The organism is Streptomyces sp. NPDC006923, assembly GCF_040635655.1.
Classification (GTDB): Bacteria; Actinomycetota; Actinomycetes; order Streptomycetales; family Streptomycetaceae; genus Streptomyces.
Genome location: NZ_JBEYIF010000010.1, coordinates 149,416 through 173,967, shown reverse-complemented (window position 1 = coordinate 173,967; position 24,552 = coordinate 149,416). Strand labels below are relative to the sequence as shown.

Genomic DNA, 24,552 nt, shown 5'->3' with positions numbered 1-24,552 from the left:
ATGCCGTTCCGGGACAAGGGACATCTCCTGGCGTTCGAGCTGTCCTCCGCGCAGGACGTGTTCGCGCTGCGGCGCAGTGGCCAGACGGCCGCGGAGGCGCTGGGTGTGGAGCGCCAGGACCAGGTGCGGCTGGCGACGGCGCTGAGCGAGCTGGGCCGGGACCGGCTCGGCTGCGCGGCTCTCACCGTGACGTTCACCCTGCGCGCCGAAGAACCGGCGGCGCTCGTGGTGACGTTCGCGTGGGCCGGTGGTTCGGCGCCGGGCCGCGAGTCCCTGGAGCTGGCCTCCCGTCTGGTGCAGCTTGTCCGGCACGAGCCGGGCCGGGCGGGCGGCCGCATCGTGGTGGAGCAGCCGCTGCCGCCCGGCGGTCTCCCGCCCGCGTCCCGGTACGTCCAGGTGCAGGAGGCCCTGCGCCTGAGCACACTGCCCACGCTGGCGGAGGATCTGCGGGCCCAGACCCGGGACCTGATCGCGACCCTGGAGGAGACCCGCGCCCAGCGCGAGGAACTGCGCCGGCTCAACGAGGAGCTGGAGGAGACCAACCAGGGCGTGCTGGCCCTCTACACCGAGCTCTCCCAGGAACTGGAGGACACCAACAGCGGTGTCGTCGCTCTCCACACCGAGCTGGAGGACAAGTCCCGCCAGCTACGGGAGACCAGCGAGGCCAAGACACGCTTCTGGACGAACATCAGCCATGAGCTGCGGACGCCCGTGAACTCGGTGGTGGCCCTGTCCCGGCTGCTGCTGGCCCCCGACTCGCCGTCCCTGGACGACGAGCAGAGGCGGCAGATCTCGCTGATCGCCTCCTCGGGAAACACACTGCTCGCGCTGGTCGGTGATCTCCTGGATGTCGCCAAGGCCGAGTCGGGCCAACTGGAGATCCAGCCGGGCGCGGTCGATCTGCGCACACTGGTCGGTCAGCTCGGCGGGCTGCTGCTCAGCACCGTGGCCGCGAAGGACGTCGCCCTGGTGATGCCCGAACCGAAGGCCCTGCCGGTCGTGGTCACCGACGAGGTGCTGCTGACGCGCATCCTGCGCAATCTGCTGTCCAACGCGCTGAAGTTCACCGAGCGGGGCGAGGTACGCCTGGCGGTCGACACCGACCGGTCGCGACCCCGGCCGTGGCTGACCTTCACCATCACCGACACCGGGGTCGGCATCCCCCGGGCCGAGCTGAAGCGGGTCTTCGAGGAGTTCTACCAGGTGCCCGGCCCGCATCAGCGGGGCAAGCAGGGAACCGGCCTCGGTCTTCCCTATGCCCGCACCCTCGCGGAGCTGCTCGGGGGCACACTGACACTGACGAGCGCCCCGGGATCCGGCACCCGCGTCGAGGTACGGCTGCCGGACCTCTCGGCCGCCGCTCCCCCGGTCCAGGCGAATGGAACCGGTCCGGCCGGAGCGGATCGAGCCGGTCCGGCCGGCATGGGCGTCCTCGTGCCCCTCGAACACCACGCGGAGGCAGACCAGTGAGCGATGACGCCACGCTCGACGACGCGCCCGGCACCGTCCTGGTGATCGATGACGACGACACGAACCGCTATGTCCTCGGGAGCTGGCTCCGACGGGCCGGTCACACGGTGGTCGACGCGAGCGACGGCGCCGCGGGCCTGGCGCTGCTGGCCTCTCCGGACACGCCTCAGCCGGAGGCCGCGATCGTCGATGTGCGGCTGCCCGACATGAGTGGTTTCGAGGTCTGCGAACGCATCAAACGCGCACCCGGCACCGCCCATCTGCCCGTCATCCATGTCTCGGCCGCCGCCATCACCTCGGAGGACCACGCGGAGGGTCTGCACCGGGGCGCCGACGCCTATCTCAACCAGCCCATCGACCCGGCGGAGCTGCTGGCCACGGTCACCGCCACCCTGCGGTACACCAGGGCCCGCCGCCGGGCCGAGCGGCTGGCCGCACGCCTGACGACCCTGAACCGCACGACCCTGGACGTGTACAAGGCCATCGGCTTCCACTCCTTCGCCGCCGCCGCGACCAGCGGCAGCGCCGCACTGATGTCCAGCGCGGCCACCGCGGTCTTCCTGACCCCGCAGGGGCAGGCCGTCCACAGCGCGGTCGCCGCCCCCGGCGCCACTCCCACTTCCCTGCCCGCGCATCCGGACCTGCTGGCACAGCTCGCCGCGCACTCGCTCGGCACCAGCACCGGGGCCGCGACCGCGGTGCTTCCGCACGCCGTGTGGAGGGCGCTCCTGCCCTTCGACCATCTCGACGGCGATGTCGTCCTGGTCGTGGCCCGCACCAAACGCGGCCGGCCGCCCGTCTGTCTCGCCGTCCCCGCCGACGCCGTGCCCACCACCGACGACCGGGAGCTGTTCCAGCAGCTGGCGCACGCCTGCGCCCTGTCGCTGGAAGCGCTGCGGACGTACAACGAGGAGCACTCGCTCGCGCTGGCCCTCCAGCGGACGTTCCTGCCGGACCGCCTGCCGGACGTCCCCGGCATCGATCTGGCGGTGCGGTATGTACCCGCCTCCGCGCACGCCGAGATCGGCGGCGACTTCTACGAGGCGCTGGAGACGGCGGACGGACTCCTGCTCGCCATCGGGGATGTCGCGGGCCACTCTCTGGCCGCGGCCACCGTCATGGGCGAGGTACGTCACGCACTGCGGGCCTACGCCCTGGAGGGCCACCCGCCGCACCACATCAATGAGCGCCTTGAAGGGCTGCTGGCCCAGTCCAGGCCGGGGCTCACGGTGACGCTGTGCCTGATCCTGATCGAACCGGGCGGGCGCCGCGTTCATGTCTCCAACGCCGGCCACATCCCGCCGCTGCTGCTCGGTCCGGACGGCGAGGCCCGCTTCCTTCACGATCACGGCCCGCTGCTGGGGCTCGGCCTGCCGCATCCGGTCGCGACGGCCTACGAGACCGCACCGGGCACCCGCCTCGTCCTCATCACCGACGGGCTGGTGGAAGTGCGCACCGAACATCTCGACCACAGCCTCGCCGCGTTCAGCGCCGCGGCGCTGGCCGGCCCGGCGGAGCTCACGGAGCTCTGCGACGCGCTGCTGCTGGCCTTCGGCGAGCACAAGGCCGACGACATCGCCCTGCTCGCCGTCCGCCTGGCCTGACCTGGGTCACCTGATGTCGGCGCCCACCGGGAAGTCGGTCGAGCGGGAGAGTTCCTCCCAGCCGTCGAGGTCCTGATCGACGGCCTCACGCCCGGCCCTGACCAGGCGCAGGGCGTCGGATCCGAGCACCAGGTGCGCGGGAGGACGCGGCACGTCGAGGATGCTCAGGACGGCGGCGGCGGCCTTGTCGGGATCACCGAGCTGCTGTCCGCTGGCCGTCCGGCGCGCGGTGCGGATCGGGTCGAACAGCTCGTCGTAGGCGGCGATGGTCCGAGGCGCGCGAACCATCGAGCGGCCCGCCCAGTCGGTGCGGAAGGAGCCCGGCTCCAGGGCGGTCACATGGATGCCGAAGCCCGCGACCTCCTTGCCCACCGACTCGAGGATGCCCTCCAGGGCGTACTTGCTGCCGCAGTAGGCCGAGACACCGGGGAAGGCGGCCAGACCGCCCATGGAGGTGACGGCCATGATGTGCCCGCGGCGGCGTTCGCGCATAAAGGGCAGGACGGCCTGCACGGTTGTGGCGGCGCCGAAGACATTGACCTCGAACTGGTCGCGCAGCGCGGCCATCGTGGTCTCCTCGAAGGTGCCCTCCAGCCCGTAGCCCGCGTTGGCGATCAGCACATCGATGGCTCCGACGGACTCCTCGACCTCCCGGACCACCGCGAAGACCTCCCGTTCGTCGGTGACGTCGAGCAGACGTACATGAGCGTGTGCGGGGTCGAGGGCGGTGAACGCCTCGGCGTCGGCCTCCTTGCGCACGGTCCCGACGACGGTGTGGCCGGCCCGCAGTGCGGCGGTGGCGAAGGCGCGGCCCAGCCCGCTGCTGACGCCGGTGATCAGAAATGTCCTGCGCGGTGTGTCATTCATGAGATGTGTCTCCTGTGGTGTGTCCGGAGTCCCGCGCCTCCCTGGTGGAAAGCCCCTCGGCCCATTGCCGAGGCGGGACGACACCCCTCCAGTCTACACAGTGCAGATTTTTTCCAGCACGAAGTAGATTTGTCGGTGGGTGGCGGTAGCCTTCACAGAGAGCCGGTCGAGGGCCCGGCCTGGGGAGAGGACACGCGATGGGCAGACGGAGCGGCGCTCCGAGCAAGGGTGACCAGCGGGAGCAGGCTCTGCTCGACACCGCGGAGTCACTGCTGGAGCGCATCGGCCTGGAGAAGATGACAGTCGACGCGATCGCCAAGGGCGCCGGTATCTCCCGTGGGTCGCTGTACTTCTACTTCGGATCCAAGCAGGAGGTGCTGGCGGCGCTGGTCGACCGCACCATGGCCGCCATCCGGGCGGAGGCCCCCAACACCGCCGTGGACCTGGCGTCCTCGCCGCTCGACGCCATGGAGCAAGCCGTAGGACGAGTCGAGACGGCATGGCGCGAACACGGCACCGTGATGCGCGCTGCTGTCGACTACGCGCCGGTGCACCCCGCCATCGGCCGGTCGTGGAACGAGACGGTCGGCTTCTTCGCCGAGACGATGACGGGCCTGCTGCTGAAGGCGGGCGTGCCCGACGGGCCCGGGCCCGCCGACGCCCCGGCCCTCGCCCGCGCGCTCTGCTGGATGACGGAGCGCAGCTTCTACCAGGCGTCGTGTGCCCCCGGTGACGAACTCGCGCAGGCCGCCGCCACCTCCATGGAGATCTGGCGCCACATCATGACGACGTCCACACCTCCGGCGAACTGACCGGACGGACCCCGCCCGTTACCCGAAACGGTCGTGGTCGGCCAGGATCTCACCGATCACATGCCGGTTGAGGGCAGCGCGCTCCTGATCCGCTTCGGTGCACTCGGAGAGGACCAGCAGGGCTTTCCAGAGCGCCCAGCCCCGGGCGCGCGCCCAGGTGCCGTCGTCCTGGCCGACCGCGCGCCGGAACGCCTTCCTGCTGTCGCCGGAGAACATCCCCCACGCGATCACCAGATCGCAGGCGGGATCGCCGACGCCCGAGGTGCCGAAGTCGATGACAGCCGTCAAATCCCCCTCCGCGACCAGCAGGTTGCCGGACGCGATGTCGCCGTGGAACCACACGGGCGGCCCGGACCACTGGGCGTCGAGTGCGGCGTCCCAGACGGCGGCGGCCCGGCCGGTGTCCACACGGCCCTTGAGCAGGGCCAGGCAGCGGCGGGTCTCCTCGTCGTAGTGGTCCGGCGACGCCCCCCGGTACCAACTGTGCTCTCCGGCGACCGGGCCGCCGTCGGTCCCACAGCCCTGGAGAGCGAGGAGGAACCCGGCCACCGAGGTCGCGAACCGCGGCATGTCATCGATACGCCCTCGCTCCGCCGTCTCGCCGCGCAGCCAGCCGCGCACGGACCACGGGAAGGGGTATCCCTCGCCCGGAGCGCCCTTGGCCAGGATCGGCGGGACGGCGACCGGCAGTGCCGGGGCCAGCCGGGGCAGCCAGTGGTTCTCCTTGTCGACCGCCGGGACATAGCCGGGGGCCGTGGGCAGCCGGACCGTCATGTCGTCGCCGAGGCGATAGGTCCTGTTGTCCCAGCCGTCGACTTCCACCGGAGTGACGGGCAGGCCGCTCCAGTGCGGGAACTGCGTGGCGATCAGGCGTTTCACCAGCGCGGCGTCGATTCCGGCGCGGCCGTCCTGGGCGAGGGAAACCATCCCCCGATCATCGCCTCCGGCGGTGACTCCCGGCAACGCATTACTGACGTCCGGCGGTCAGTCCGGCAGGACCATGTCCTGTCCGGTCGCGTTCTCGACAAGCGGCAGCTCGGTCCAGATGGTCTTGCCCCTGCGTCCGTAGCGGCAGCCCCAGCGGGTGGTGAACTGCGCCACGATGAACAGTCCGCGCCCGCCCTCGTCGGTGTCGCCCGCCCTGACCAGCCGCGGCTGCGTATTGCTCGGATCGGTGACCTCGCAGATCAGCGCCCCGTCCCGGATCAGGCGCAGTTCCACCGGCCCCCCGCCCGCGTAGCGGATGGCGTTGGTGACGAGTTCACTCACCACGAGTTCGGCCGTGAACGCGATGTCGCCCAGATACCAGTCGTGGAGCTGGTGCCTGGTCACGGCGCGGGCCTCGGAGACCGCGTTCGGGTCGGCCGGGAATCTCCAGCTCCGCACATTGCCGCTGGGCAGTTCTCGCATACGGGAGAGCAGCAGGGTGACGTCGTCGCGTGACGGTTCTCCCGGAGCGTCGCCGAGGACGGCCCGCCCGATGTCGTCCAGTGTCATCCGCGAGCGCGCCTGAACGGCGATCTCGTCCTGGAGACGGCGCATTCCGTCGCCGTCCGCGTACGGTTCCAGACCGAGCACGCCGTCGGTGTAGAGAGCGAGGATGCTGCCCGGTTCGATCTCGGTGGTCACGGACTCGTAAGGGACGCCGCCGACTCCGAGGGGCGGACCGGCGTTGACATCGATCAGCCGGGGAGTGCCTTCGGGACCGATCAGCACCGGCGGCGGCTGCCCCGCGCTGGCCAGGGTGCACCGGCGGGTGATCGGGTCGTAGACCGCGTACAGGCAGGTGGCTCCCACCACATCACGCGTGGCGGCCGGTGCTTCGGCGGCGAGCCGGTGCACCAGGTCGTCGATGTGTGTGAGGACCTCCGCGGGATCCAGTTCCAGATCGGCGAAGGTCTGGATGGCCGTGCGCAGCCGTCCCATCGTGGCACTGGCGATCAGGCCGTGCCCGAAGACGTCACCGACGACCAGCGCCACCCGCAGGGACGGCAGCGGGATGGCGTCGAACCAGTCTCCGCTGACGGCGTGTCCGCCGTGGGCCGGCCGGTAGATGGCGGCGGTCTCGGCCGCCGGTGTGTCCGTGGTCGCCCAGGGCAGCAGCCGGCGCTGCAAGGCCATCGCCGTACGGTGCTCCCTGGCGTAGCGGCGCGCGTTGTCAATGGCGAGCGCGGCCCGGGATCCGATCTCCGCGAGCAGCTCCGTCTCCGCGTCGTCGAACGCCCCGGGCTGCCCGGTGCGCCACGCCGCGATCGTGCCGAGCAGCCGGCCTCTGGCGTGCAGCGGTGTGACCACCAAGGTGTGGGCGCCGGGAGGGACGAACAGGGCGGCCCGCTCCCCCAGCGCGCGGGTCACCTCGCCGCGGCTCAGCCGGACGGAGCGGTTCTTCTGCAACAGGCGCAACTGCGGGCTCAGCGGCGGAACGGTGTAGACACCGCCGACCTGGAGCAGTTCCGCGGGCCACGGGCCGTCGGTCGAGGCGACCGCGATGCGGACCAGATCGGATTCCCCGGCGGCGAACACCTGAGGCGGTTCACCGCCGGACAGGATGGGCTGGGCCAGGTCGACCGTGGCGATGTTCGCCAGCTCCGGTGTGACGATGTCGGCCAGCACGCGCGCCGTCCGTGTGACATCGAGGGACATTCCGAGCCTGCTGGCGGACCGGTGCAGCAGATCCCGGTGGCGCCGGATCCTGCTCTGCTCCGTGACGTCGTGGACCAGCACCATCAGCCCGGCCGGTTCCCCCCGGGCGTTCTCCATCCGCATCACGCTCAGGGACAGCGTCCACTGACGCTCTCCGGGCCTCCGCGAACGCATCTGGAACTCGTGCCCGAAGATGGGGACGCCCGTCTTCAGGACCCGCCGCAGGACCGCCTCGACCGCCGCCGCGTCATCCGTCGGCATGACGGCGTCCAGCCGGTCACCGGGAGTGAGCGGGGGGCCACCGAACATCTCGGGGGTGATATTCGTCCGCACAACAGCGAGATCGGTGTCATGGAAGGACATGCCGACCATGTCCTGACCGAATACCGCGTTCAGGAAGGAGAGTCCGTGCCCCCATCCGAGTGCCTGGCCGAACGGAACGAACAGGACGAGCCGGCGGCCGTGGCCGATCAGCGGTGAGTCCCACAGATAGATCTCCGTGTGCCCGCCCGCCGCGGAGTGCGCGAGGACCGCGCGGGTACCGGCGCCGGACCCGCCCGGCTCCGCCGGGTCCGGCCCGGGGTGCGTCCCGTCCACCGGCTGGGACTTCCGCGTCGCGGGCGCGGTCAGCAGATCGTCGAAGGGCCGGCCCTCCACCTCCGCGAAGGCCATACCGACCAGCAGCTCCGCTTCGGCGGACCACTCCACGATCCCGCCGTGTTCGTCCAGCACCGCGACGGCGGGAGCCGGGAAGCAGAAGCCCGGCTCACCCATGGCATCGGCGTGTTCATCCATTGCGGCTCCTTCGTTCCCCGACGGAGCGTCCTGCTCTTCCCTCGCCTCCTACCCGGCCATATCGGTCGATAAAGGTTCATCTCGGACGTCGAAGCGTGCCGCCCCGCCCGCTCGACGGCCGCAAGGCGCTGCCGCCCGAACCGTTCACTGAGCGCTTCGCTGGTCAGTCGCCCCGTGGAGACGCGACAGGGACCGGTGGCGGTCGGCTCCCGCACCGCGGCGAATAGTCCGCACGTGGCGAATGGTCCCCACGTCACCACGGCGGCGGGGCGGGCGGCACGAGAGTCACCGCGTCCCCGTGAGCGGTTCGAGACGGATGATGGGGAATGTGCGGGTGGTGCGGGTCTCGTACTGGGCGCTGTCGGGCCAGTACGCCGACCAGATGCCGTAGAGCCGCTCCCACTCCGGCGAGGCGGCACGGAAGACGGTGGCCGTCGCACGGAGCGTCCCACGACCGGTTTCCACGGTGGTCCAGCCGGGTCCGGCCTCGATATTGGCCACCCACGCGGGGTCCCGGGGTGCGCCTCCCGCCGTCCCGCACACCAGGTAGGCGTCCCCGTCACCGGCGGCGACCAGGGGCGTGACCCGCTCCTGGCCGCTGGCGCGGCCGACATGGTGCAGCAACACCAGCCGTTTCCCCTCGAAGGGGCCGCCGACCTCGCCACCGTTGGCGCGGAACTGTTCGATCACTCGGGCGTTGGCGTCCGCGTACTGGTCGGGCATGGAGTCCTCCGGTCGTGTCCGTGCGGTGCTCAGACGGATCGTGATGAGCGCGATGCGGGGGATGGTGTCGGGCGGAGTACGAGCTTGCCGCCGGAATGACCACCGGCCAGGACGGTGTAGGCGGCGCGGGCCTGCTCCAGTGGGAACTCGCCGGCGACGGTGACGGCGAGCCGGCCGGCCGCGGCCAGGCGTACGAGGTCCAGCCGGGCGGCGGTACGGACGCGTTCGGTTTCGGGTCCGGGGCCGAGCGCCTGGGCTCCCGCGGCGAGCGCCGCCTGATAGTTCGCGATGGTCACGACCCGGGCGGGGTCGGCCACCAGTTCCAGGGACACCGTGATCGCCTCATCGGTGCCCACGGTGTCGACGGCTGCCGAGACACCCCCGGGAGCAAGCGCCCGAACACGTTCGCCCAGGCCGTCGCCGTAGGCCACAGGCTGCACCCCCATGGCACGCAGTCGCTGGTGGCGGCCCGGTGACGCGGTGCCGATCACCCGGGCACCGCGGAGGTTCGCGAGCTGAGCCACCATGCCGCCGACCGCCCCGGACACACCGTGCACAAGGACCACGTCCCCGTCGTGCACACGGGCCGCGTCCAGGGTGTGCACGGCGGTGGTGCCACTGCCGAGCAGCCCGGCCGCTTCGGCGAAACCGAGCGCGGACGGCTTCCGCAGCAGCGTGTCCGCGGGCACGGTGATCTCGTCCGCCTGCGCTCCGGGCAGCCAGTGCCCCAGCACCTCGTCACCGGCCGCGAGCGGCGCACCGTCGAACCCGATCGCGTCCGCACCGACAGCGGTGACGATGCCGGCGACCTCGTTGCCGAGGCGCAGCGGCAGCATGTCCTCGTCGCGGCCCATCATCCCCGCCGCGCGCTTGAGGTCGAACGGGCTGATCGCCGTCGCGTGTACGGCGACCACGGCCTCACCCCGCCCTGGCGGCCGCGACGCCACCTCGACGACCTCGATGACATCCACTCCGCCCCAGGCGGTGGCCGCTATCGCGCGCACCGTTCCCACGGCCGCCCGCCCGGTCACCGCCCGACCCGCTGCCTGATCAGGTCCGCCATGGTGTCGCTTGTGGTCATTGCCAGCCCCTTGCCTCGTTCTTGTCCTGCCGGGCCGACGGCGTCCCGCACCGTCGGCCGGGAACCCCGGACAGCGCGAGGCCGCGGCGTGTCGCAGCCTCGACGGCGTCCCGACGAGCATAAGCGGACTTTACCCCGCTTAGCCAGTGGGGCAGTAGAGTGACGCCATGAACCGGCCAGTTGTGACATGGGGCGCGTCGTCACCCAACGAACGCGCTGACGCGTCCCGCAACCGGCTGCACCTGCTGGCCACGGCGCGCGAGATGCTCGCCGAGCTCGGCGCGGACCGGCTCACCATGGACGCTCTGGCCGAACGGTCCGGACTCGGCAAGGGGACCGTTTACCGCCGCTTCCGTACGCGGGCGGGGATCTTCCAGGCGCTGCTGGACGACGGCGAACGCGTCGTGCAGGAGCAGATACTGGCCGGTCCGCCGCCACTGGGCCCCGGCGCTCCGCCCGTCGAGCGCCTCATCGCCTACGGACAGGCCCGTGTGCGTTTCCTCGTCGAGCACCGCGAGATCGCGCGGGCGGCACTCGACGGCCGCCAACCCGTCCCCGCCGGTTCCCAGACGTCCCAGACCCATATCCGGATGCTGCTCGGGCAGATCGACCTGGGCCCCGCCGACCTCACTCTGCTCGCCATCCAGCTCACCGCGGCCCTCGAAGGCCCGCTCCTGCTCTACATGTCGGCGACCGAGCTCAGCAGCACCGCGCTCCAGGTGGAAGAGCGGCTCGCCCGCACCTGGCAGGACCTCGTCCAGCGCGTCTGCCGCCCCTGACACCAGCCGCTGACGATACGGAACGCGAAACAGGGGGCCGATCCAAGCCGGTCCACAGGGGCGGCCGGATTCAGCGGCCCGGGCGTTCCCCCCTGCGGCCGGTGGCCTCAGGAAGCCAAGGGGCGGGTCTCGGTCCAGTCGACCATCAGCTTGCGCTCCGCGAAGTACCAGCGCCCGTCACGCTTGGTGAAGGTGTCGAGGTAGCGGATGGCGGCCACCATGAGGGTGCGCCGCCCGCCGACGGTCCACACATGGTGTGCGAGGCAGTACGACTCGCCGGTGGCCAGCTCGCCGTCGAGGACCACGGTGCTCTGGCCGTTGACATGAGTGGTGGTCTCATAGGTCCGCAGATTGCCGAAGACCGGGGCGAGGGCCTCCCTCCCGCGCAGCCGCTGTGACGGCTCGGCGGAACGGCTGTCCATGTGGACGACAAAGCTCGCGTCCTCGGTGAACAGCGCCATCTGGCCTTCCGCGTCACGCCTGTCGGCGCAGTGCGCGTAAGCGTCGATGAGCTCACGGATGGCGAGGCGGTCGGCCCCTTCCTGAGCAGAGAGTGTGTTGTGCGTTCCCATGGTGATTCTCCGAGCGGTCAGCGGAACGAGATGCGGATACGGCGTGGGTGGCCGGCGCTGAGCGGCGGCCATCTATTTGACACCTGTCAAATAGACTAACGCGCGGCACCGTAACCGCCCAACGAGGGCAGACCGTCTCCGCACCCCCAGGTCCACACGAGACGCCCCGGCCCGTCCGGGGCGGTCGGCGTGACACCATCGGCGAAGGCGGAGAGAAGCGAGGAGGGGCGGCATGGTGGATCCGCGAATCAGCCGCACGGCACGCGCGTTGGAGGCGGCGGTGGTCACTCTCGCCCGCGAGCGCCCAGCGTCGCGGATCAGCGTCTCCGAACTGGCCGACAGGGCCGGCGTCAGCCGTGCCACCGTCTACAACCGCTACGGCACACCGCTCGACGTACTGGTCGACGTACTGGGCAGGGATTTGGCTGCCGCCCGTCACGAGGACGAAGCCCGTCGCATGACAGGTGACACTCAGGGGGACGAGGCGCTTCGGCTGGCCACCCAGGACATCGCCGACCACGTACTGCGTTTCGCCGACATCTATCGCCGGGCCCTTCATGACCCGGCCGATCAGGGCGTCTACGCGGCGCTGGCCGATCACTTCGCGGCGTACAGCCTGCCCTTCATCGAGCGATCGGTTCCTTCACCGGTGCCGGAGAGCAGTCATATGATCGTGGCCCAGTTCCTCTCGCACGGTTTTGTCGGCGCGATCAAACAATGGCTGCTGGACGAGACCATCACGCGGGACGCACTGGTCGAGGCGGTCAACGCCTGCGCCCCCGCGTGGTGGTCCTGAACCAGGCGGGGGCGTTGCCGCGGCCGGTGACGGTTTCCCGTCCGGTATGTGGAGGGCCGTTCGGCCACAGCGGCCGGGACCGGTCCGTGACGGCGAGCGGCTCCATCCCGCTGAGCCCCTGAGACCCTGAGACCGTCAACGACTGGGCGCCGCGCGGCCTCAGACCTGCGGCGCCTCGATGGTCCTGGCGACCTCCCGGGCCCGGTCGGACCACGGTGTGGGCAGCAGTGTGGTGCTGTCGAGACGGACGACAGTACGGCTGCCGTGCGCGTACGTCGTACCCCCGTCGGCGGAGCACACCCGGTAGCCCGCGGTCGTCGAGGTGGTCCCCATGCGCTCCACCCACAGGTGCACGCCGTACTGGCCGAACATCGTCACGGGGACGTCATAGGTGATGCTGAACGCCTTGATGACATTGAAACCGTCCCCCTCGATGCCCTTCTCGCCACCGAAACCCCGGTCCCGCCAGAACGCCACCCAGGCTCGCTCGACCAGCACCTGATAGCGGCTGTTGTGCAGCATGCCCAGCGTGTCCAGGTCGTCGAAGTGGACATCCACCGGTATCAGGACACCGACGTCGGCGGTCGGTGTGGCGACGGTCCGGGCGGTACGGGGCATCGTTCTTCTCCTGGATAGCGCATAAGGCAAAAAACCTGCACTTTCCAAACGGTTCCGCCCGTCAGTTCGTTCACCGTTGTGACGCTCGCAACACCGGCCGAGCCTGCCGAGCCTTGGCTCCGACCAGGCTGTTTCATCTCCCGAGGACTTTGAGGATTTCCCGGGACGCCGGTCCTGCCGAGGCCGGATTCTGACCGGTGTGGAGATTGCGGTCGACGACGGTGTACGGCTCCCAGACCGGGCCGCGGGAGTAAGCCACCCGGAGTTTCCTGACCTCGTCCTCCATTGTCCACTTGGCCTGGGACAGGAAACCCACCGCCTCTTCCTCGTCGTTGGTGAAACCGGTGACCCGATATCCGTCGAACGGAGACGTACCGTCGGCCCGCTTGGTGGCCAGCATCGCGGCCGGGGCGTGACAGACCACACCCAGCGGTTTGCCCGAGGCGAGAGCCTCCGTCAAGATCCTGGCGGAGTCCTTGTCGAAGGCCAGGTCCTCCATGGGACCGTGGCCGCCCGGATAGAAGACCGCGTCGTAGTCCTCGACGCGGACATCCCGCAGAGGCATCGGGTGTCGCAGTTCGTCGGCACGCTCAAGGACCATCTCCTCATCACGGGAGGCCTCCGCGCCGCCGGCCATCTCAGGCCACAGGCTCATGGTGTCGACTCGCGGCACCACGCCGCCGGGCGCCGCCACCGTGACCTCGTAACCGGCTTGCGTGAACGCGGTGTACGGGGCCACGAACTCCTCGGCCCAGAAGCCGGTGGGATGTCTGTGGCCGTCCTTCAGTGTCCAGTAACTCGCCCCCGTGACAACGAACAGGATCTTCGCCATCAAAATCGCCTCCTCGGCCTGGCCGGCCGCTCGCTGATCCACCAGGGATGCTGATCCACCAGGGATTACGGGGCACCCTTCGCTCTCGGCAGTCGGGCGACAGCGTCGTGCCGTACACCGCGTGTCCGATTCTTGTGCGAGCGGTCCGGGTGAGGACCTACCGTTATACGCACGCCCGAGCCCTAAATCTCACGCTACTCCCCACTTCACAGCGAGGACACCTCGGCTTCCCAGCGAGCACACCTGGCCAGGGAGACCGCCGGGGAAACACCACCAGAGCGATATGCGGCTCTTCTGTCCACCTGTCCACGAGGCATCTCGTATCCGTGGCGGATCACGGCTCGGGTTCCCTGCCCCCGAGCGCCGGCAGATGGCGCGGCGTGATCGCCCGGCAGCTACGGCCTGGCGCCACGTCGGAACAGGGCTGTCCAGAGGAAGAGTTCGCCGAAGCGGGGAGACTCGGGGGGTTCGTCGTGCATACGGCGTAGTTGGACTTCCGTCAGATCGGAGAAGATCCAGCGCAGGGCCTCAGGCGTGTAGGCGAGGCCACCATTGAGGCGGGACTGGCGGTAGAAGTCGGCGTCGGGGAGTTCGGACCCCATGCCGCCGGCCGCGAAGCAGGTGAGGGCGAAAAGGCCGCCGGGGGCAAGAGCCTGGTCGAGGAGGGCGAGGTAGCTGATGCGGCGGTGCGGCGGCAGATGGTGGAAACAGCCGGAGTCGTAGATCAGGTCGTACGGGCCGTTGAATTCGCCGCCGACGACGGTGAATGCGTCACCGCAGTGAAACCGCACCTTGGCTCCCGCCTCCCGGGCGCGTTCCCCGGCCCAGGCAATGGCCGCCGGGGAAAGGTCAACGGCATCCACCTCAAAGCCCAGCGAGGCGAGGTAAAGCGCGTTTCGACCTGGGCCGCAACCCAGATCGAGGGCGCGACCCGCCCTGATCAGGCCGTGGTCAAGGTACGAGACCAGGTTCTCGTCCGGCTTCGCCACGAAGAACGGAACCGGCTTGGAGCGATCCGCGTAGAAACCGTCCCACCAGGAGGCCGCGTCGGCCGTCCAGCGGTCGGCCTCCGGCGCGAACAGGCCGTCCAAGAGCCTGAGCACATCGTCCACCGTACGCATGTTCCGGTCCATCCGATGTCCGTTTCCCATCAGGCGATCGTAGGCCCAATTGAACAAAGCGCCAGGTCATGCGCTACGGCCGGACGCCGTTGCCGACCGAGTGAGAGGCTCGGACACGATGGGCAAGGGAGTCACCCACGGGTGAGTATGAATCGCCTTCCACGCCACGGTCGCGGGCCACCACAGGGGCAATTCCCGCCGCGCCGATCACCGTTTCTGGGGCTTTCGTTGGGAACAGGCTGGCCCCGGAAGCACGGGCTGGTGCCGTCAATCGGAAGAGAGAAAGGGGAGGGGAAACCACGGCTCCGGCTCCAACGCAGCGAGCCACCGTGCCAGGGCACGCGAGACCTGTACGACCCAAACGCACAACCTGATGTGCCGCTCATGCCCCCTCGCCGCCCCGCAGCTCTGCCCACACCCGCATGCCCCATGGCAGCAATTCGGTGCCCCAGCGGTCGGCCAGCTCATTCACAAGCGCGAGGCCGCGCCCGCCCTCGTCCGCGCAGGCCGGCTCAATGCGCACAGGAAGCACCTTCGAGAAGTCCACGACACCGATGCGCACCCGGACCGCCCCGGCCGATCAACAGTGAGCCGGATGGCTTCCCTCCGAGCGTGCTGGACGGCGTTGGACACCAATTCGGAGACGATCAGGGCGCCGTCGTCGGCCAGGTCGTCCAGCCCCCAGACGGCAAACGCGACGCGATCCAAGCGGCGCGCGGTGGCGGCGCTCTCCGGCTTGCGCGGCAGGGTCTCGCTGTACCCGGGGTAGCCGGTGGGACGCGCCCGCGTCGTAGGTTGCGGCATGTCAGTCTCTCTCGGATCGGCCGAGCCCCGGGACCGTTCGCACGGTCGCCGGGGCGCTGTCCGCTCATGTAAGCGACATGCCGGGGACGCTGACAGGGACGCAACGTCCCACTTTCAGCACACTATTCGCCGACCCCCAGGAACTCTGCCAACGGCCGGAGTCCCAGTGGGTGGTTGGGCAGCGCCCACAGGTCACGGACGATGGCCACGGCCAGCGTGTGGTGCTGCATCCATGCCGGTGCCACCCGGCGCAGGGACTCCAGGGTCTTCACGGCCCCGGCGGCATCTCCGATGTCCGTGTGGGCTCTGGCCACATCCAGCAGCAGCCATGTCCGCCAGGACGGCGGGGTGTCCTTGCTCAGTCGCATGCCCTTGGCCAGCGCCAAGGCGTCCTCAGGATGCCCGTACTGCACTGCCAGCCGAACACGTTCGATGCGGACCGACGACAGGCTGAAGACGCTGACCATCCGATTGTCGCCACCATCAGGCAGATTCGAGACGCGGACAGCCTCCTTCTCCGCTCTCTCCATCATCGCCGCCGCGCGCTCGTAGTCGCCGCTCCGTGCGGCCGACGTGGCAGCACTCATGATCAGCGCGCCCCACACCTTCAGTCCGTCGGCTGTCGCGTCACGGCCTGCGTTCACCATGTCATCGGCGGTGCGGAGCGCGACGCTCAACGCGTCCTCCAGGCGGCCCTGCCGCTGATAGGTCCACGCCATGGAGTTGACGATCATCGGCAGAAGCAGTGGATCGGAGGACTGTCCCGCAGCATCCGCCGCGCGCTCCAGGCTCGTCAGCGCAAGGTCGGTCTTGCCCATCCGCACGGCAACGTGTCCAGCGAGTTGAAGCGCCTTGCCCAGAGCTGTGAAACCGGCCCCCCGATCGTCGACGTCGCGCGACGCCGCCACAGCGCGCGCATCCGAGAGCACGTGCGGCAACGCCTCCATCACCGTGTCGAACTCGGCGGCGTGGTAGCGCGTCCAGCCGTCCGCGATCCGCTCACGCAGACGGTCCAGCGAAAAATCGGGCCCTGCCGGCTCCGGCTCGGGCCCCCAGAGCACGGGCATGATGGCGCGACGTACCGCCACGAAGCGCGGTCCGTCATTCTCTCGTGTGGAGGAGACCGCGGGCGGATCGCCCAGCAGCGTGGTGAGCTCCACGCCAAGGCCGTTGGCCAGTGCGTGCAGGGTGGGCAGTCGCGCCGAGTGCTTTCGCCGCTGTTCGAGCTGACGGATCACATCGACGGACACACCGGAGCGCTCAGCCAGCTCTTCTTGCGTCAGGGAGGCCAGACGGCGCAAGCGGCGCAGGGCCCGTCCCAGCTCTTCGTTTGCCACGCTGCCACGGTACGCCGCCCATCCTGCCGTGCTTCTTCAGCAGCACAGGGCCGTAATCAGAAGCAGCACAGGGCCGTAATCAGACCTCACGCTTCGCCGCTAACCGCGAGCCCCGGCGCCTTCCCGGGCTGATTCGGCTTTCTGACTGTTGTTCGCGACCAGTTCAAGCAGCCCGGGAAACCGCCTGTTGAGGTCTGCTCGGCGCAGAATCACCTCGGCGCGATTTCCGAAGTCGAACTGTGTGATCAGACCCGCCTCGCGGAGCACCTTGAAGTGGTGGGTCATCGTCGACCTGGGCACACCGAGGCCGAAGCTTGAGCACTTGCGTCGGACACCGGCCGGCTCACGAAGAAGCTCCTCGACCATCGATCGCCGAAGCGGGTCCGCAAGTGCGGCGAACACCACCCCCAACTCAAGCTGCTCGGTAGCCGGCTGCTCCTTGGCTTCGGTCACCGCGATGCCTTCCCCTCCATGCGCTTGCTCCTTGACCCTACGGAGTGACGTCCCGTCGCTCAGGACTTCCGGATCACTCGGCGGCGCCAAGCCCGAGGCTGTCGAACACTGAAAGGTTACGCTCGAAAACGACTACGGCAGGAGGAACAGTTCGTCGGGCATCTCCTGGAGACCCTTCGGGCGGCGGCCCAGCAACCGCCCGAGCAGCGGATCCACCACCGCGCCCTCGCCCCTCGCCAGACCGTCGTACCAACCGTCGGCTCCCTGACTTCCGACGACTCGAAGGTTGACGGGACGGCCCGTCCGTTCCTCCACCACGCGTGCGATCTCACTGACCTTGGTGGCTGTCGGCCCGGTGAGCCGGAGCGTCTGTCCAAGGAAATCCTGGTGGTGGGCGATGACGGCGGCGTTGCCGTCGCCCAGTTCGTCCAGGGCCGTCCAGGCAATGGCGATGTCGTGGGGGACGACCCATTCGAGGGCTCGCCGGTCCCCCTCCTTGCCGGAGATCCGCTTCCTGAAGATCTGCGGCTGGAAGCCGACGTAAGCGGGCCAGGCTTCCGCGTAGATGCCTTGCCGGACAATGATGTGGTCGATCCCGCTCTGTGCCAGGTAGCGCATGGTGTGGATATGGCCCTGCTGGATGCCGATGACACTGTCCATGCCCGTCTCGCCCCCCAGCATCATGCTTGAGTAGATCACCGTGCTGACGCCGACCTCCCGGGCCGCCTCAATCGCGTTCCTGTGCAGTGCCACGCGCTGAATGCCGGGGTCGGGATGGGACATGAGGAACAGGACATCGGCACCGGCGAACGCGGATCTCATCGACGCGGGATCGGTGTAGCTGCCAGGCCGCACCTCGACTCCGTGCCGCCGCGCGACGGCTGGGACACGAGCGGGGTTCGATGTCGAGATGACCAGGTCGCTGGTCGGAATCTCCGCCTTCTCCAGAATGCCGCGAAGGACTCGGGAGCCTAGGCGGCCCGTTGTTCCGGTGAGCACATAGCGAGTCATGTCAGTGATCCTCCGATCCGGGCAGAGCGGACAACGATGGAGCCTCGGGGCGCTCCATGAGCGCCGTTGGCCGCCTCAGGGCTCCCCCGCGACAGCGCGGCTCCTTCGAAGCAACTCATAGGTTCGATCATTTTCGTATCTGACGTTAACGCGAGTGTTAGGTTCGATGCAAGTCGTAAGTAACACTGCGCAAGGAGACCGGGCTCACGCCGGCGTCCGAGCCGGTCCGGCCCCCGCCGCCATGCCCGGGTTGCGCCGCGACACGGCGCTCCGTGGGGTCGCCTGCGCGAGACGTGACGGGGTCGAGGTGCCGCTCAGCCCGGGGGCCCCCTGCGCCAGAACCGGTCCAAACTGGTAGTTACAGGTCTCACTGCTTCGTGGGCGGGAGGTACGGCTCATGACCCCGGAAGGCTCCTCGGACGACTCCTACGACGCGATTGTGATCGGCGGTGGCCACAACGGACTGGTGGCCGCCCTGTATCTGGCGCGGGCGGGATGGTCGGTGGCAGTGCTCGAACGCAACACCGTGGTGGGCGGTGCGATCGCGAGCGGCGAAATCACACTGCCCGGGTTCGTCCACGACCTGTACTCCACCAACCAGAACCTCTTCCTCGGTTCCCGCGCGTACGCCGACTTCCGAACGGATCTGACACGTCACGGGCTGGCGTTTCGCACCACTGAACACCCCTACGCCAATGTGTATCCGGACGGCCGGAGCCTGCGGGTGTACCGCGACTACGCCCATACGCTTGATGATCTCGCAGCTCACAGCGTCGAGGACGCCGAGGGATTCGCCGGTCTCTACCGTCAGTACCAGCGTTTCGCACCGCACCTCTTCGCCCTCTACGGCTGCGCCCTACCGTCGGCCGCCGCCTTCCGGCAGATGCTGAGCCTGCTGAGGCGCCTGCGCCCGCACGGCGTAAGTGAACTCACCCGCACACTCCTGATGAGCACGCGGGAACTGGGCGAGACCTGGTTCGCCACCCACGAGGCGCGGGCTCTGGCGGCCTGTTGGGCCATGCACCTCGACTTCGGCCCTGACGTGGCAGGCGGGGCCATGTTCCCGCTGCTGGAGCTGTTCGCGGGGATGGAGAACGGGATGTCCGTGGTCGAGGGCGGCGCCCAGCGGCTGCCGGCGGCGCTGGCCGCCGTACTCGTCGAGCGGGGCGGTGTGGTCCGGACAGGCACGGAAGTGGCCCAGGTGCGGTGCCGGAACGGCCGGGCCGTCGCTGTGCGCACCACGGACGGCGCCGTGTTCGGGGCGCGCCGGGCCGTGATCGGAAACGTCGGACCCGCGGCACTGTACGGACAGCTCCTGCGATCCGAACATGTCCCCGCCGAGGTGCGGCGCACAGCACGCGGCTACCGGTACGGCCCGGGCACATTGATGATGCACCTGGCTCTCGACGCGCCCCTGCCATGGGCTGCGGGACATGAGCTCGCCGGCTTCGGATACGTCCATGTGGCGCCCTACGTCACGGACTTGGCCCGCACCTACGCCGAGGCCCAGGCCGGACTCCTGCCCCAGGACCCACTGCTTGTCGTGGGACAGACCTCGGGTGTGGATCCCAGCCGGGCCCCCGCAGGGCGCCACACGGTGTGGATTCAGGTGCGCACCGTGCCGTCGGTGATCCGTGGTGATGCCGCGGGAATCATCCGGGGCACTCGCTGGTCCGAGGTGGCTGACGCCGTCGCCGAGCGGGTTCTGGCCAAACTGGAGCGCTACGCGCCCGGCAGTTCGGCCCGGATCGCCGCGATGACCGTACACACGCCCGAGGACCTGGAAGCGGGGAATCCCAATCTTGTCGGCGGCGACAGCATCGCCGGCAGCCACCATCTCTCGCAGAACTTCATGTGGCGCCCGATGCCGGGGCACAGCGGCTACCGCACCGCGGTCTCCGGGCTGTATCTGACCGGTGCCGCGACCTGGCCCGGTGCCGGCACCCACGCGGCATCGGGTCGTCTGACCGCCCGGCAGGTACTCCGAGACGCCCGACGCCCCGGAAGGCTGAGATGACCGGGGCGCCGGACCGCCCCCGGGCGAGCCCTGCGAGGCCCGCCGGCCCCGCCGGGGAAGGTGCGGGGCTCGGCGGGGCGGGGGTGCGGTTCGGTCAGGGGGTGGGGTCAGGACTGGGCGACGTGGGTCTCCCAGAGGTCGACGGCTCCCCAGCGGTCCGCTCCCTGGGTTTCGACCATCCAGCCCGGGTACTCCGGGGGCAGTTGGCTGACCTCGTCCAGTTGGCGGGTCTCCTCGTGTGTCAGGACGACATCCACGGCGGCCACGTTGTCCCGCAGCTGGTCGAGCCGCTTCGCGCCGACGAGCACGGATGTGACAGCGGGGCGGGCAAGGAGCCAGGCGAGGGCGATCCTGGCCGGGCTGCACCCGTGCGCCTCGGCGATGGGGCCGAGTACGTCGATCACCTTCCAGGCCCGCTCCTTGTCGACCACGGGGAAGTCGAAGCCGGACCGCCGGGACCCCTCGGGGTTCTGGTTGTCGCGGCTGAACTTGCCCGAGAGCAGACCACCGGCCAGGGGGCTCCAGACGAGCAGTCCCAAGCCCTCCTCCGCGAGCAGCGGAACGATCTCGCGCTCGACGTCCCGCCCGGCGACCGAGTAATAGGCCTGGACCGTACTCAGCGGGGCGTAGCCGGAACGCGCCTGGATTCCCAGGGCCTTGGCGATCCGCCACGCATGCCAATTGGAGACGCCGACATAGCGGACCTTCCCCTGCCGGACCAGGTCGTCCAGCGCTCGCAGGGTTTCCTCGACGGGAGTGAGCGTGTCAGTGGCATGGACGTGATAGAGATCGAGGTAATCGGTCTGCAACCGGCGCAGACTCGCCTCCACCGCGTTCATGATGTGTCCGCGCGAAGCGCCGACGTCGTTGGGGCCGGGCCCCATACGGCTGTACACCTTGGTCGCCAGAACGTATTCGTGCCTGGCGATGCCGAGGTTGCGGAAGGACTGGCCGAGAATCTCCTCGCTCTGCCCGGCCGAATAAACGTCGGCCGTGTCGAAGAAGTTGATGCCGGCGTCCACCGCCGCCTTGACGAGTTCGTCGGCGCCTGCCTGGCCGACATTTCCGATGTGCTGGTAGACACCACCTGAGCCACTGAATGTCATCGTCCCGAAGCAGAGTTGCGAGACGAGGAGACCGGTGTTTCCCAACCTGTTGAATTTCATCGTGCCCGTCTTCGTTCGTGAGTTCGCTGTGACAATTCCTTACAACGACAAAAGTCTATGCACACGAGGGTCGTCAGCAGGCTCGATTGAGAGGGTGCATCGCACCCCCCATTCGGACACCGGCGGCCGGTGCCGCCATTCCCACGTACGACTCGGAATCGGCCGTTGGGCACCTCGCTCACGGCCTTGCCTGCCTGCCAGAAGCGACCGTGTCCTCGGTAAGAGTGCTCAGCAGCCGCAGCGCCGTCTCGGAGGAGCTGCCCGGCTCGGCCTGGTAGACGACCAACTGCTGCCCGGGCGTGCTGCTCACGGCGAGCGTCTCGTAGGTCAACGTGAATTCCCCTACCCCGGGGTGGTGGAATTCCTTGTCCGCGGATGTCTTGCCCCGTACATAATGGCTGTCCCACAGCCGCCGGAATTCCTCGCTGCCGGCCGCCAGCTCCGCCACCAGCAGGATGAGCCGGGGATCCCCGGAATCGGCGCCGGCCGCCGCCCGTAGAGCCCCGACTCCGTCCCGCGCCGCTTCCTGCCACTGGGGATAGAAACAGCGGGACGCCGGATGCAGGAAAATGAAGCGCAGCAGATTGTCGCCGGGTCGCACATGCGAGAACAGCACGCGAGCGAGTGCGTTGGCCGCGAGCACGTCCAGGCAGCGGCTCAGCACCATCGCGGGAGTGTCCGTCCATCCCGCCATCAGTCGCACCAGGTCCGGGCCGACTTCCTGGCTCCAGGTCCTTCGGTACCGGGCCGCGCCCTGGCGGCGCACCAGGCCCAGCAGGTGGGCCCGGGCCTCGGCGTCAAGGCGGAGGGCGAGGGCGATCGCGTCGAGGACCTGGTCCGAGGGATAGCGCTCGCGCCCCTGCTCCAGCCGGGTGTAGTAGTCCTTACTGACCCCGGCGAGCGCCGCCACCTCCTCGCGGCGCATTCCGGTCGTCCGCCGCCGACCGGACGTGATCACGTCGGGGTCGGGTTCCGTCGAGGTCCGCCGGGCCCGCAAGAACTCACCGAGTTCGTTGCTCTTCTTTCCGACAGACATGACCGTCCGCCTTTCTGATGTCGTCCGGCCGCGGGGCTGTGCCGTCATCCGTGGTGAAACAGCGAGCGGCGCCGGATGCGGTACGCCGTAAGACGGAGTGCGCCCCCGTACTGGACACATGGGGGAGGCGTTCCGGCAACGCGGCGACGTGCCGTGGCCGTCTCGCGAGCCCGCCGGGGATGACGGGACAGTCCTTTGACTCACCTCAATACATCACCAGGCCGGCCGAGACATTGATGTCTTCTCCGGTAATGGAGGCGGCGCCCTCGCCGAGGAGAAAGGCAACGACATCGGCCATCAGAGGTAGAGCGACTGGTAGCGCTGGTACGACAAGAGAGCCTCGGGGCCGAATTTCAGCCCGATCCCGCTGGCCTTGATCATGGTTGTGGGGGCGGTGACATCCGGGGAGTAGTGGTTGATCCCGACGGAGCCCGTCACGATCCGGCGCGCGACGGCGAGGCCACGGTCGGGGTCGGTCGTCCACACCGTTCCCGCCAGGCCGTACTCCGAGTCATTGGCCAGCTCCACCGCCTGGTCCTCGCCCTCGTACGGGGTGACGGTGACCACCGGGCCGAAAATCTCCTCCCGCGCGATCGGGTCGGAGGGGTCGACATCGGCGAAGACCGTCGGCTCGACGAACCAGCCCGCGCGCAGGCCCGCCGGCCGTCCCCCGCCGGTGATCAGCCGCGCGTCGGAGGCGACGCCCTGGGCGATGTACTCCTCCACGCGTTCCCGCTGCCGCTCGCTCACCAGGGGACCCACCTGGGTCGTCGGGTCGAGGGAGTTGCCGACCCTGAGCGAGCGGGCCAGCGCGGTGACGGTCTCGACGACCTCCTCGTAACGGCTGCGCGGGGCCAGGACACGGCTGGTGATGAAGCACGTCTGCCCGTTGTTGCCGAACAGCGCCGGTGCCAGGCGTGGTGCGGCGGTCTTCAGGTCGAGGTCGGCGTCGTCCAGCACGATCGCGGCCGACTTGCCGCCGAGTTCCAGTGTGACCGGACGCAGCAGCCGCCCGCAGACCTCGCCGATCCCCCTCCCCGCCGCCGTGGAGCCGGTGAAGGCGACCTTGTCGACCCCGGGGTGGCCCACCAGATGCGCCCCGGTGTCCCGGCCGCCCGGCACGATGTTCAGCACGCCCTCCGGCAGACCGGCCTCGACGGCCGCCTCCGCCACCAGGTACGTGTCGAGGACGGTCTCCGGCGACGGCTTGAGGACGACCGTGCAGCCTGCGGCGAGCGCGGGCGCGTACTTCAGCGCGGCCATGGTGTTGGGGAAATTCCACGGCACGACGGCTGCCACCACGCCGAGCGGGAGCCGGCGCACCAGCGTACGGCCGGTGCCACCGCTCTCCCTGATCTCCTCTCCGGCCCCGTCCGGCCCGTCGAGCAGACCGGCGTAGTAGCGCAGCAGGTGGCCCGGCCGCCGGGAGTCCCCCGCCTTGGCCAGGAAGATCGGCATGCCGTTCTGTTCGCTCACCAAGGGCGCCATGGCGTCGGCACGGGCGTCGAGTGCGTCGGCGAAGCGCCGCAACACGTCCGCGCGCAGGGAAGCGGGCAGGTGCGCCCAGCCGTCCCGGGCGTCGAAAGCGGCCCGGGCGGCGGCCACGGCGGCATCCACGTCCGCCGGGCCGGCGGCGGGCACGGAGCCGATGGGCTCGCCGGTGTTCGCCGACCGGACCTGAACGGTGGTGTGCGTACGGGGCGCCACCCATCGTCCGCCGATGAAGAATTCCGTGTGCACGGCCGGGGAAACACTGGTGCTCATGGGATTTTCCCTTCGCGGGGATCGGCTTTCTCCCTGGAGTTTCTTCCCCCGGGGTCGCACACCGGCGTGCGGCGGCGCTTCACAGCATCATGCGTACGCGCGCGGGCGCCCGCATTCCAGGGCGCGGTGTGCCGCGAATTGCGGGCCCGCCGCTCCCGGAAGTCCTGCTGGGTCTCGACGCTAGCAAAAAGGCGGCCGGTCAGGGTGGGTGTGTCGCACCCTCCCTGACGGTCCGCCGGTTGAGGTCGGCC

At 69.5% G+C, this 24,552-nt stretch carries 21 protein-coding genes and 1 pseudogene; 6 read left to right on the top strand and 16 right to left on the bottom strand.

The features are described 5' to 3' along the window. Entirely contained in the window at window positions 1-1,470 is a 1,470-nt protein-coding gene (locus tag ABZ707_RS21430; RefSeq protein WP_360177103.1) for a HAMP domain-containing sensor histidine kinase, read from the top strand. Then, window positions 1,467-3,074, top strand: coding sequence for a fused response regulator/phosphatase (locus ABZ707_RS21425; protein WP_360177100.1), 1,608 nt, complete (start codon window positions 1,467-1,469; stop codon window positions 3,072-3,074). Before ABZ707_RS21430 ends, ABZ707_RS21425 begins: the two co-directional genes overlap by 4 nt. A 6-nt stretch (window positions 3,075-3,080) precedes the next feature. Here the strand turns inward: ABZ707_RS21425 and ABZ707_RS21420 are convergent, their stop codons facing one another. Beyond that, window positions 3,081-3,941, bottom strand: coding sequence for an oxidoreductase (locus tag ABZ707_RS21420; protein WP_360177097.1), 861 nt, complete (start codon window positions 3,939-3,941; stop codon window positions 3,081-3,083). A 197-nt stretch (window positions 3,942-4,138) separates the two neighbouring features. Between ABZ707_RS21420 and ABZ707_RS21415 the strand changes: the two genes are divergently transcribed. Further along, the gene (locus ABZ707_RS21415; RefSeq protein ID WP_360177094.1) at window positions 4,139-4,753 is read left to right on the top strand and encodes a TetR/AcrR family transcriptional regulator; all 615 of its coding nucleotides are present in this window, start codon (window positions 4,139-4,141) and stop codon (window positions 4,751-4,753) included. Window positions 4,754-4,771: 18 nt separating this feature from the next. Here the strand turns inward: ABZ707_RS21415 and ABZ707_RS21410 are convergent, their stop codons facing one another. The 4 genes from ABZ707_RS21410 to ABZ707_RS21395 form a co-directional block, all read right to left on the bottom strand. Next, window positions 4,772-5,680, bottom strand: coding sequence for an aminoglycoside phosphotransferase family protein (locus tag ABZ707_RS21410; RefSeq protein WP_360177091.1), 909 nt, complete (start codon window positions 5,678-5,680; stop codon window positions 4,772-4,774). Between the two features lie 57 nt (window positions 5,681-5,737). Beyond that, a complete protein-coding gene (locus ABZ707_RS21405; protein ID WP_360177088.1) occupies window positions 5,738-8,191 on the bottom strand; it encodes a SpoIIE family protein phosphatase in 2,454 nt (817 codons plus the stop codon). Window positions 8,192-8,476: 285 nt separating this feature from the next. Continuing rightward, entirely contained in the window at window positions 8,477-8,914 is a 438-nt protein-coding gene (locus ABZ707_RS21400; RefSeq protein ID WP_360177085.1) for a nitroreductase/quinone reductase family protein, read from the bottom strand. A gap of 29 nt (window positions 8,915-8,943) precedes the next feature. Beyond that, window positions 8,944-9,927: an NADP-dependent oxidoreductase gene (locus ABZ707_RS21395; RefSeq protein ID WP_360177082.1), complete on the bottom strand. Its 984-nt coding sequence runs from the start codon at window positions 9,925-9,927 to the stop codon at window positions 8,944-8,946. Window positions 9,928-10,162: 235 nt separating this feature from the next. Between ABZ707_RS21395 and ABZ707_RS21390 the strand changes: the two genes are divergently transcribed. Continuing rightward, a complete protein-coding gene (locus ABZ707_RS21390) occupies window positions 10,163-10,774 on the top strand; it encodes a helix-turn-helix domain-containing protein (protein ID WP_360177079.1) in 612 nt (203 codons plus the stop codon). A 107-nt stretch (window positions 10,775-10,881) separates the two neighbouring features. On the opposite strand, the gene ABZ707_RS21385 is transcribed toward ABZ707_RS21390, so the two are convergent. Then, the gene (locus ABZ707_RS21385; RefSeq protein WP_360177076.1) at window positions 10,882-11,346 is read right to left on the bottom strand and encodes a nuclear transport factor 2 family protein; all 465 of its coding nucleotides are present in this window, start codon (window positions 11,344-11,346) and stop codon (window positions 10,882-10,884) included. A gap of 232 nt (window positions 11,347-11,578) precedes the next feature. On the opposite strand from ABZ707_RS21385, the gene ABZ707_RS21380 reads away from it, so the two are divergent. After that, window positions 11,579-12,142 (top strand): TetR/AcrR family transcriptional regulator, encoded by a 564-nt coding sequence (locus ABZ707_RS21380; RefSeq protein WP_360177073.1) that lies wholly within the window; start codon window positions 11,579-11,581, stop codon window positions 12,140-12,142. 159 nt (window positions 12,143-12,301) lie between these two features. On the opposite strand, the gene ABZ707_RS21375 is transcribed toward ABZ707_RS21380, so the two are convergent. The 7 genes and pseudogenes from ABZ707_RS21375 to ABZ707_RS21345 form a co-directional block, all read right to left on the bottom strand. Then, on the bottom strand, window positions 12,302-12,760 hold the full coding sequence (locus tag ABZ707_RS21375) for a thioesterase family protein (RefSeq protein ID WP_360177070.1): 459 nt from the start codon (window positions 12,758-12,760) through the stop codon (window positions 12,302-12,304). A gap of 133 nt (window positions 12,761-12,893) precedes the next feature. Continuing rightward, complete coding sequence (locus tag ABZ707_RS21370) at window positions 12,894-13,592, bottom strand: type 1 glutamine amidotransferase domain-containing protein (RefSeq protein ID WP_360177444.1); 699 nt, start codon at window positions 13,590-13,592, stop codon at window positions 12,894-12,896. 395 nt (window positions 13,593-13,987) lie between these two features. Beyond that, the gene (locus ABZ707_RS21365) at window positions 13,988-14,725 is read right to left on the bottom strand and encodes a methyltransferase domain-containing protein (protein ID WP_360177441.1); all 738 of its coding nucleotides are present in this window, start codon (window positions 14,723-14,725) and stop codon (window positions 13,988-13,990) included. 370 nt (window positions 14,726-15,095) lie between these two features. Then, window positions 15,096-15,517 (bottom strand): annotated as a pseudogene (locus ABZ707_RS21360) (ATP-binding protein). A 122-nt stretch (window positions 15,518-15,639) separates the two neighbouring features. Next, complete coding sequence (locus ABZ707_RS21355) at window positions 15,640-16,854, bottom strand: helix-turn-helix transcriptional regulator (RefSeq protein WP_360177067.1); 1,215 nt, start codon at window positions 16,852-16,854, stop codon at window positions 15,640-15,642. A gap of 99 nt (window positions 16,855-16,953) precedes the next feature. Then, window positions 16,954-17,307 carry a winged helix-turn-helix domain-containing protein gene (locus tag ABZ707_RS21350; protein WP_360177064.1) on the bottom strand — a complete coding sequence of 118 codons (354 nt, stop codon included), beginning with the start codon at window positions 17,305-17,307 and terminating at the stop codon, window positions 16,954-16,956. A gap of 132 nt (window positions 17,308-17,439) precedes the next feature. Then, a complete protein-coding gene (locus tag ABZ707_RS21345; protein WP_360177061.1) occupies window positions 17,440-18,318 on the bottom strand; it encodes an NAD(P)H-binding protein in 879 nt (292 codons plus the stop codon). A gap of 397 nt (window positions 18,319-18,715) precedes the next feature. Between ABZ707_RS21345 and ABZ707_RS21340 the strand changes: the two genes are divergently transcribed. Next, window positions 18,716-20,335 (top strand): NAD(P)/FAD-dependent oxidoreductase, encoded by a 1,620-nt coding sequence (locus ABZ707_RS21340; RefSeq protein WP_360177058.1) that lies wholly within the window; start codon window positions 18,716-18,718, stop codon window positions 20,333-20,335. A 107-nt stretch (window positions 20,336-20,442) separates the two neighbouring features. Here ABZ707_RS21340 and ABZ707_RS21335 read toward each other — a convergent pair whose 3' ends face one another. The 3 genes from ABZ707_RS21335 to ABZ707_RS21325 form a co-directional block, all read right to left on the bottom strand. Continuing rightward, window positions 20,443-21,501: an aldo/keto reductase gene (locus tag ABZ707_RS21335; RefSeq protein WP_360177055.1), complete on the bottom strand. Its 1,059-nt coding sequence runs from the start codon at window positions 21,499-21,501 to the stop codon at window positions 20,443-20,445. A 178-nt stretch (window positions 21,502-21,679) separates the two neighbouring features. Continuing rightward, window positions 21,680-22,537, bottom strand: a complete 858-nt coding sequence (locus tag ABZ707_RS21330) for a helix-turn-helix transcriptional regulator (protein WP_360177052.1) — start codon at window positions 22,535-22,537, stop codon at window positions 21,680-21,682. A gap of 297 nt (window positions 22,538-22,834) precedes the next feature. Then, window positions 22,835-24,301 carry an aldehyde dehydrogenase gene (locus ABZ707_RS21325; protein WP_360177049.1) on the bottom strand — a complete coding sequence of 489 codons (1,467 nt, stop codon included), beginning with the start codon at window positions 24,299-24,301 and terminating at the stop codon, window positions 22,835-22,837. Window positions 24,302-24,552: the final 251 nt, after the last annotated feature.

What these genes read in the sequence shown, in the direction of transcription:
- ABZ707_RS21375 (WP_360177070.1), bottom strand. Translation starts at nt 12,760, where the DNA reads ATGCCCCGTACCGCCCGGACCGTCGCCACACCGACCGCCGACGTCGGT.
- ABZ707_RS21415 (WP_360177094.1), top strand. Translation starts at nt 4,139, where the DNA reads ATGGGCAGACGGAGCGGCGCTCCGAGCAAGGGTGACCAGCGGGAGCAG.
- ABZ707_RS21330 (WP_360177052.1), bottom strand. Translation starts at nt 22,537, where the DNA reads ATGTCTGTCGGAAAGAAGAGCAACGAACTCGGTGAGTTCTTGCGGGCC.
- ABZ707_RS21390 (WP_360177079.1), top strand. Translation starts at nt 10,163, where the DNA reads ATGAACCGGCCAGTTGTGACATGGGGCGCGTCGTCACCCAACGAACGC.
- ABZ707_RS21405 (WP_360177088.1), bottom strand. Translation starts at nt 8,191, where the DNA reads ATGGATGAACACGCCGATGCCATGGGTGAGCCGGGCTTCTGCTTCCCG.
- ABZ707_RS21370 (WP_360177444.1), bottom strand. Translation starts at nt 13,592, where the DNA reads ATGGCGAAGATCCTGTTCGTTGTCACGGGGGCGAGTTACTGGACACTG.
- ABZ707_RS21380 (WP_360177073.1), top strand. Translation starts at nt 11,579, where the DNA reads ATGGTGGATCCGCGAATCAGCCGCACGGCACGCGCGTTGGAGGCGGCG.
- ABZ707_RS21340 (WP_360177058.1), top strand. Translation starts at nt 18,716, where the DNA reads ATGACCCCGGAAGGCTCCTCGGACGACTCCTACGACGCGATTGTGATC.
- ABZ707_RS21365 (WP_360177441.1), bottom strand. Translation starts at nt 14,725, where the DNA reads ATGGACCGGAACATGCGTACGGTGGACGATGTGCTCAGGCTCTTGGAC.
- ABZ707_RS21335 (WP_360177055.1), bottom strand. Translation starts at nt 21,501, where the DNA reads ATGAAATTCAACAGGTTGGGAAACACCGGTCTCCTCGTCTCGCAACTC.
- ABZ707_RS21410 (WP_360177091.1), bottom strand. Translation starts at nt 5,680, where the DNA reads ATGGTTTCCCTCGCCCAGGACGGCCGCGCCGGAATCGACGCCGCGCTG.
- ABZ707_RS21325 (WP_360177049.1), bottom strand. Translation starts at nt 24,301, where the DNA reads ATGAGCACCAGTGTTTCCCCGGCCGTGCACACGGAATTCTTCATCGGC.
- ABZ707_RS21385 (WP_360177076.1), bottom strand. Translation starts at nt 11,346, where the DNA reads ATGGGAACGCACAACACACTCTCTGCTCAGGAAGGGGCCGACCGCCTC.
- ABZ707_RS21430 (WP_360177103.1), top strand. Translation starts at nt 1, where the DNA reads ATGCCGTTCCGGGACAAGGGACATCTCCTGGCGTTCGAGCTGTCCTCC.
- ABZ707_RS21400 (WP_360177085.1), bottom strand. Translation starts at nt 8,914, where the DNA reads ATGCCCGACCAGTACGCGGACGCCAACGCCCGAGTGATCGAACAGTTC.
- ABZ707_RS21345 (WP_360177061.1), bottom strand. Translation starts at nt 18,318, where the DNA reads ATGACTCGCTATGTGCTCACCGGAACAACGGGCCGCCTAGGCTCCCGA.
- ABZ707_RS21420 (WP_360177097.1), bottom strand. Translation starts at nt 3,941, where the DNA reads ATGAATGACACACCGCGCAGGACATTTCTGATCACCGGCGTCAGCAGC.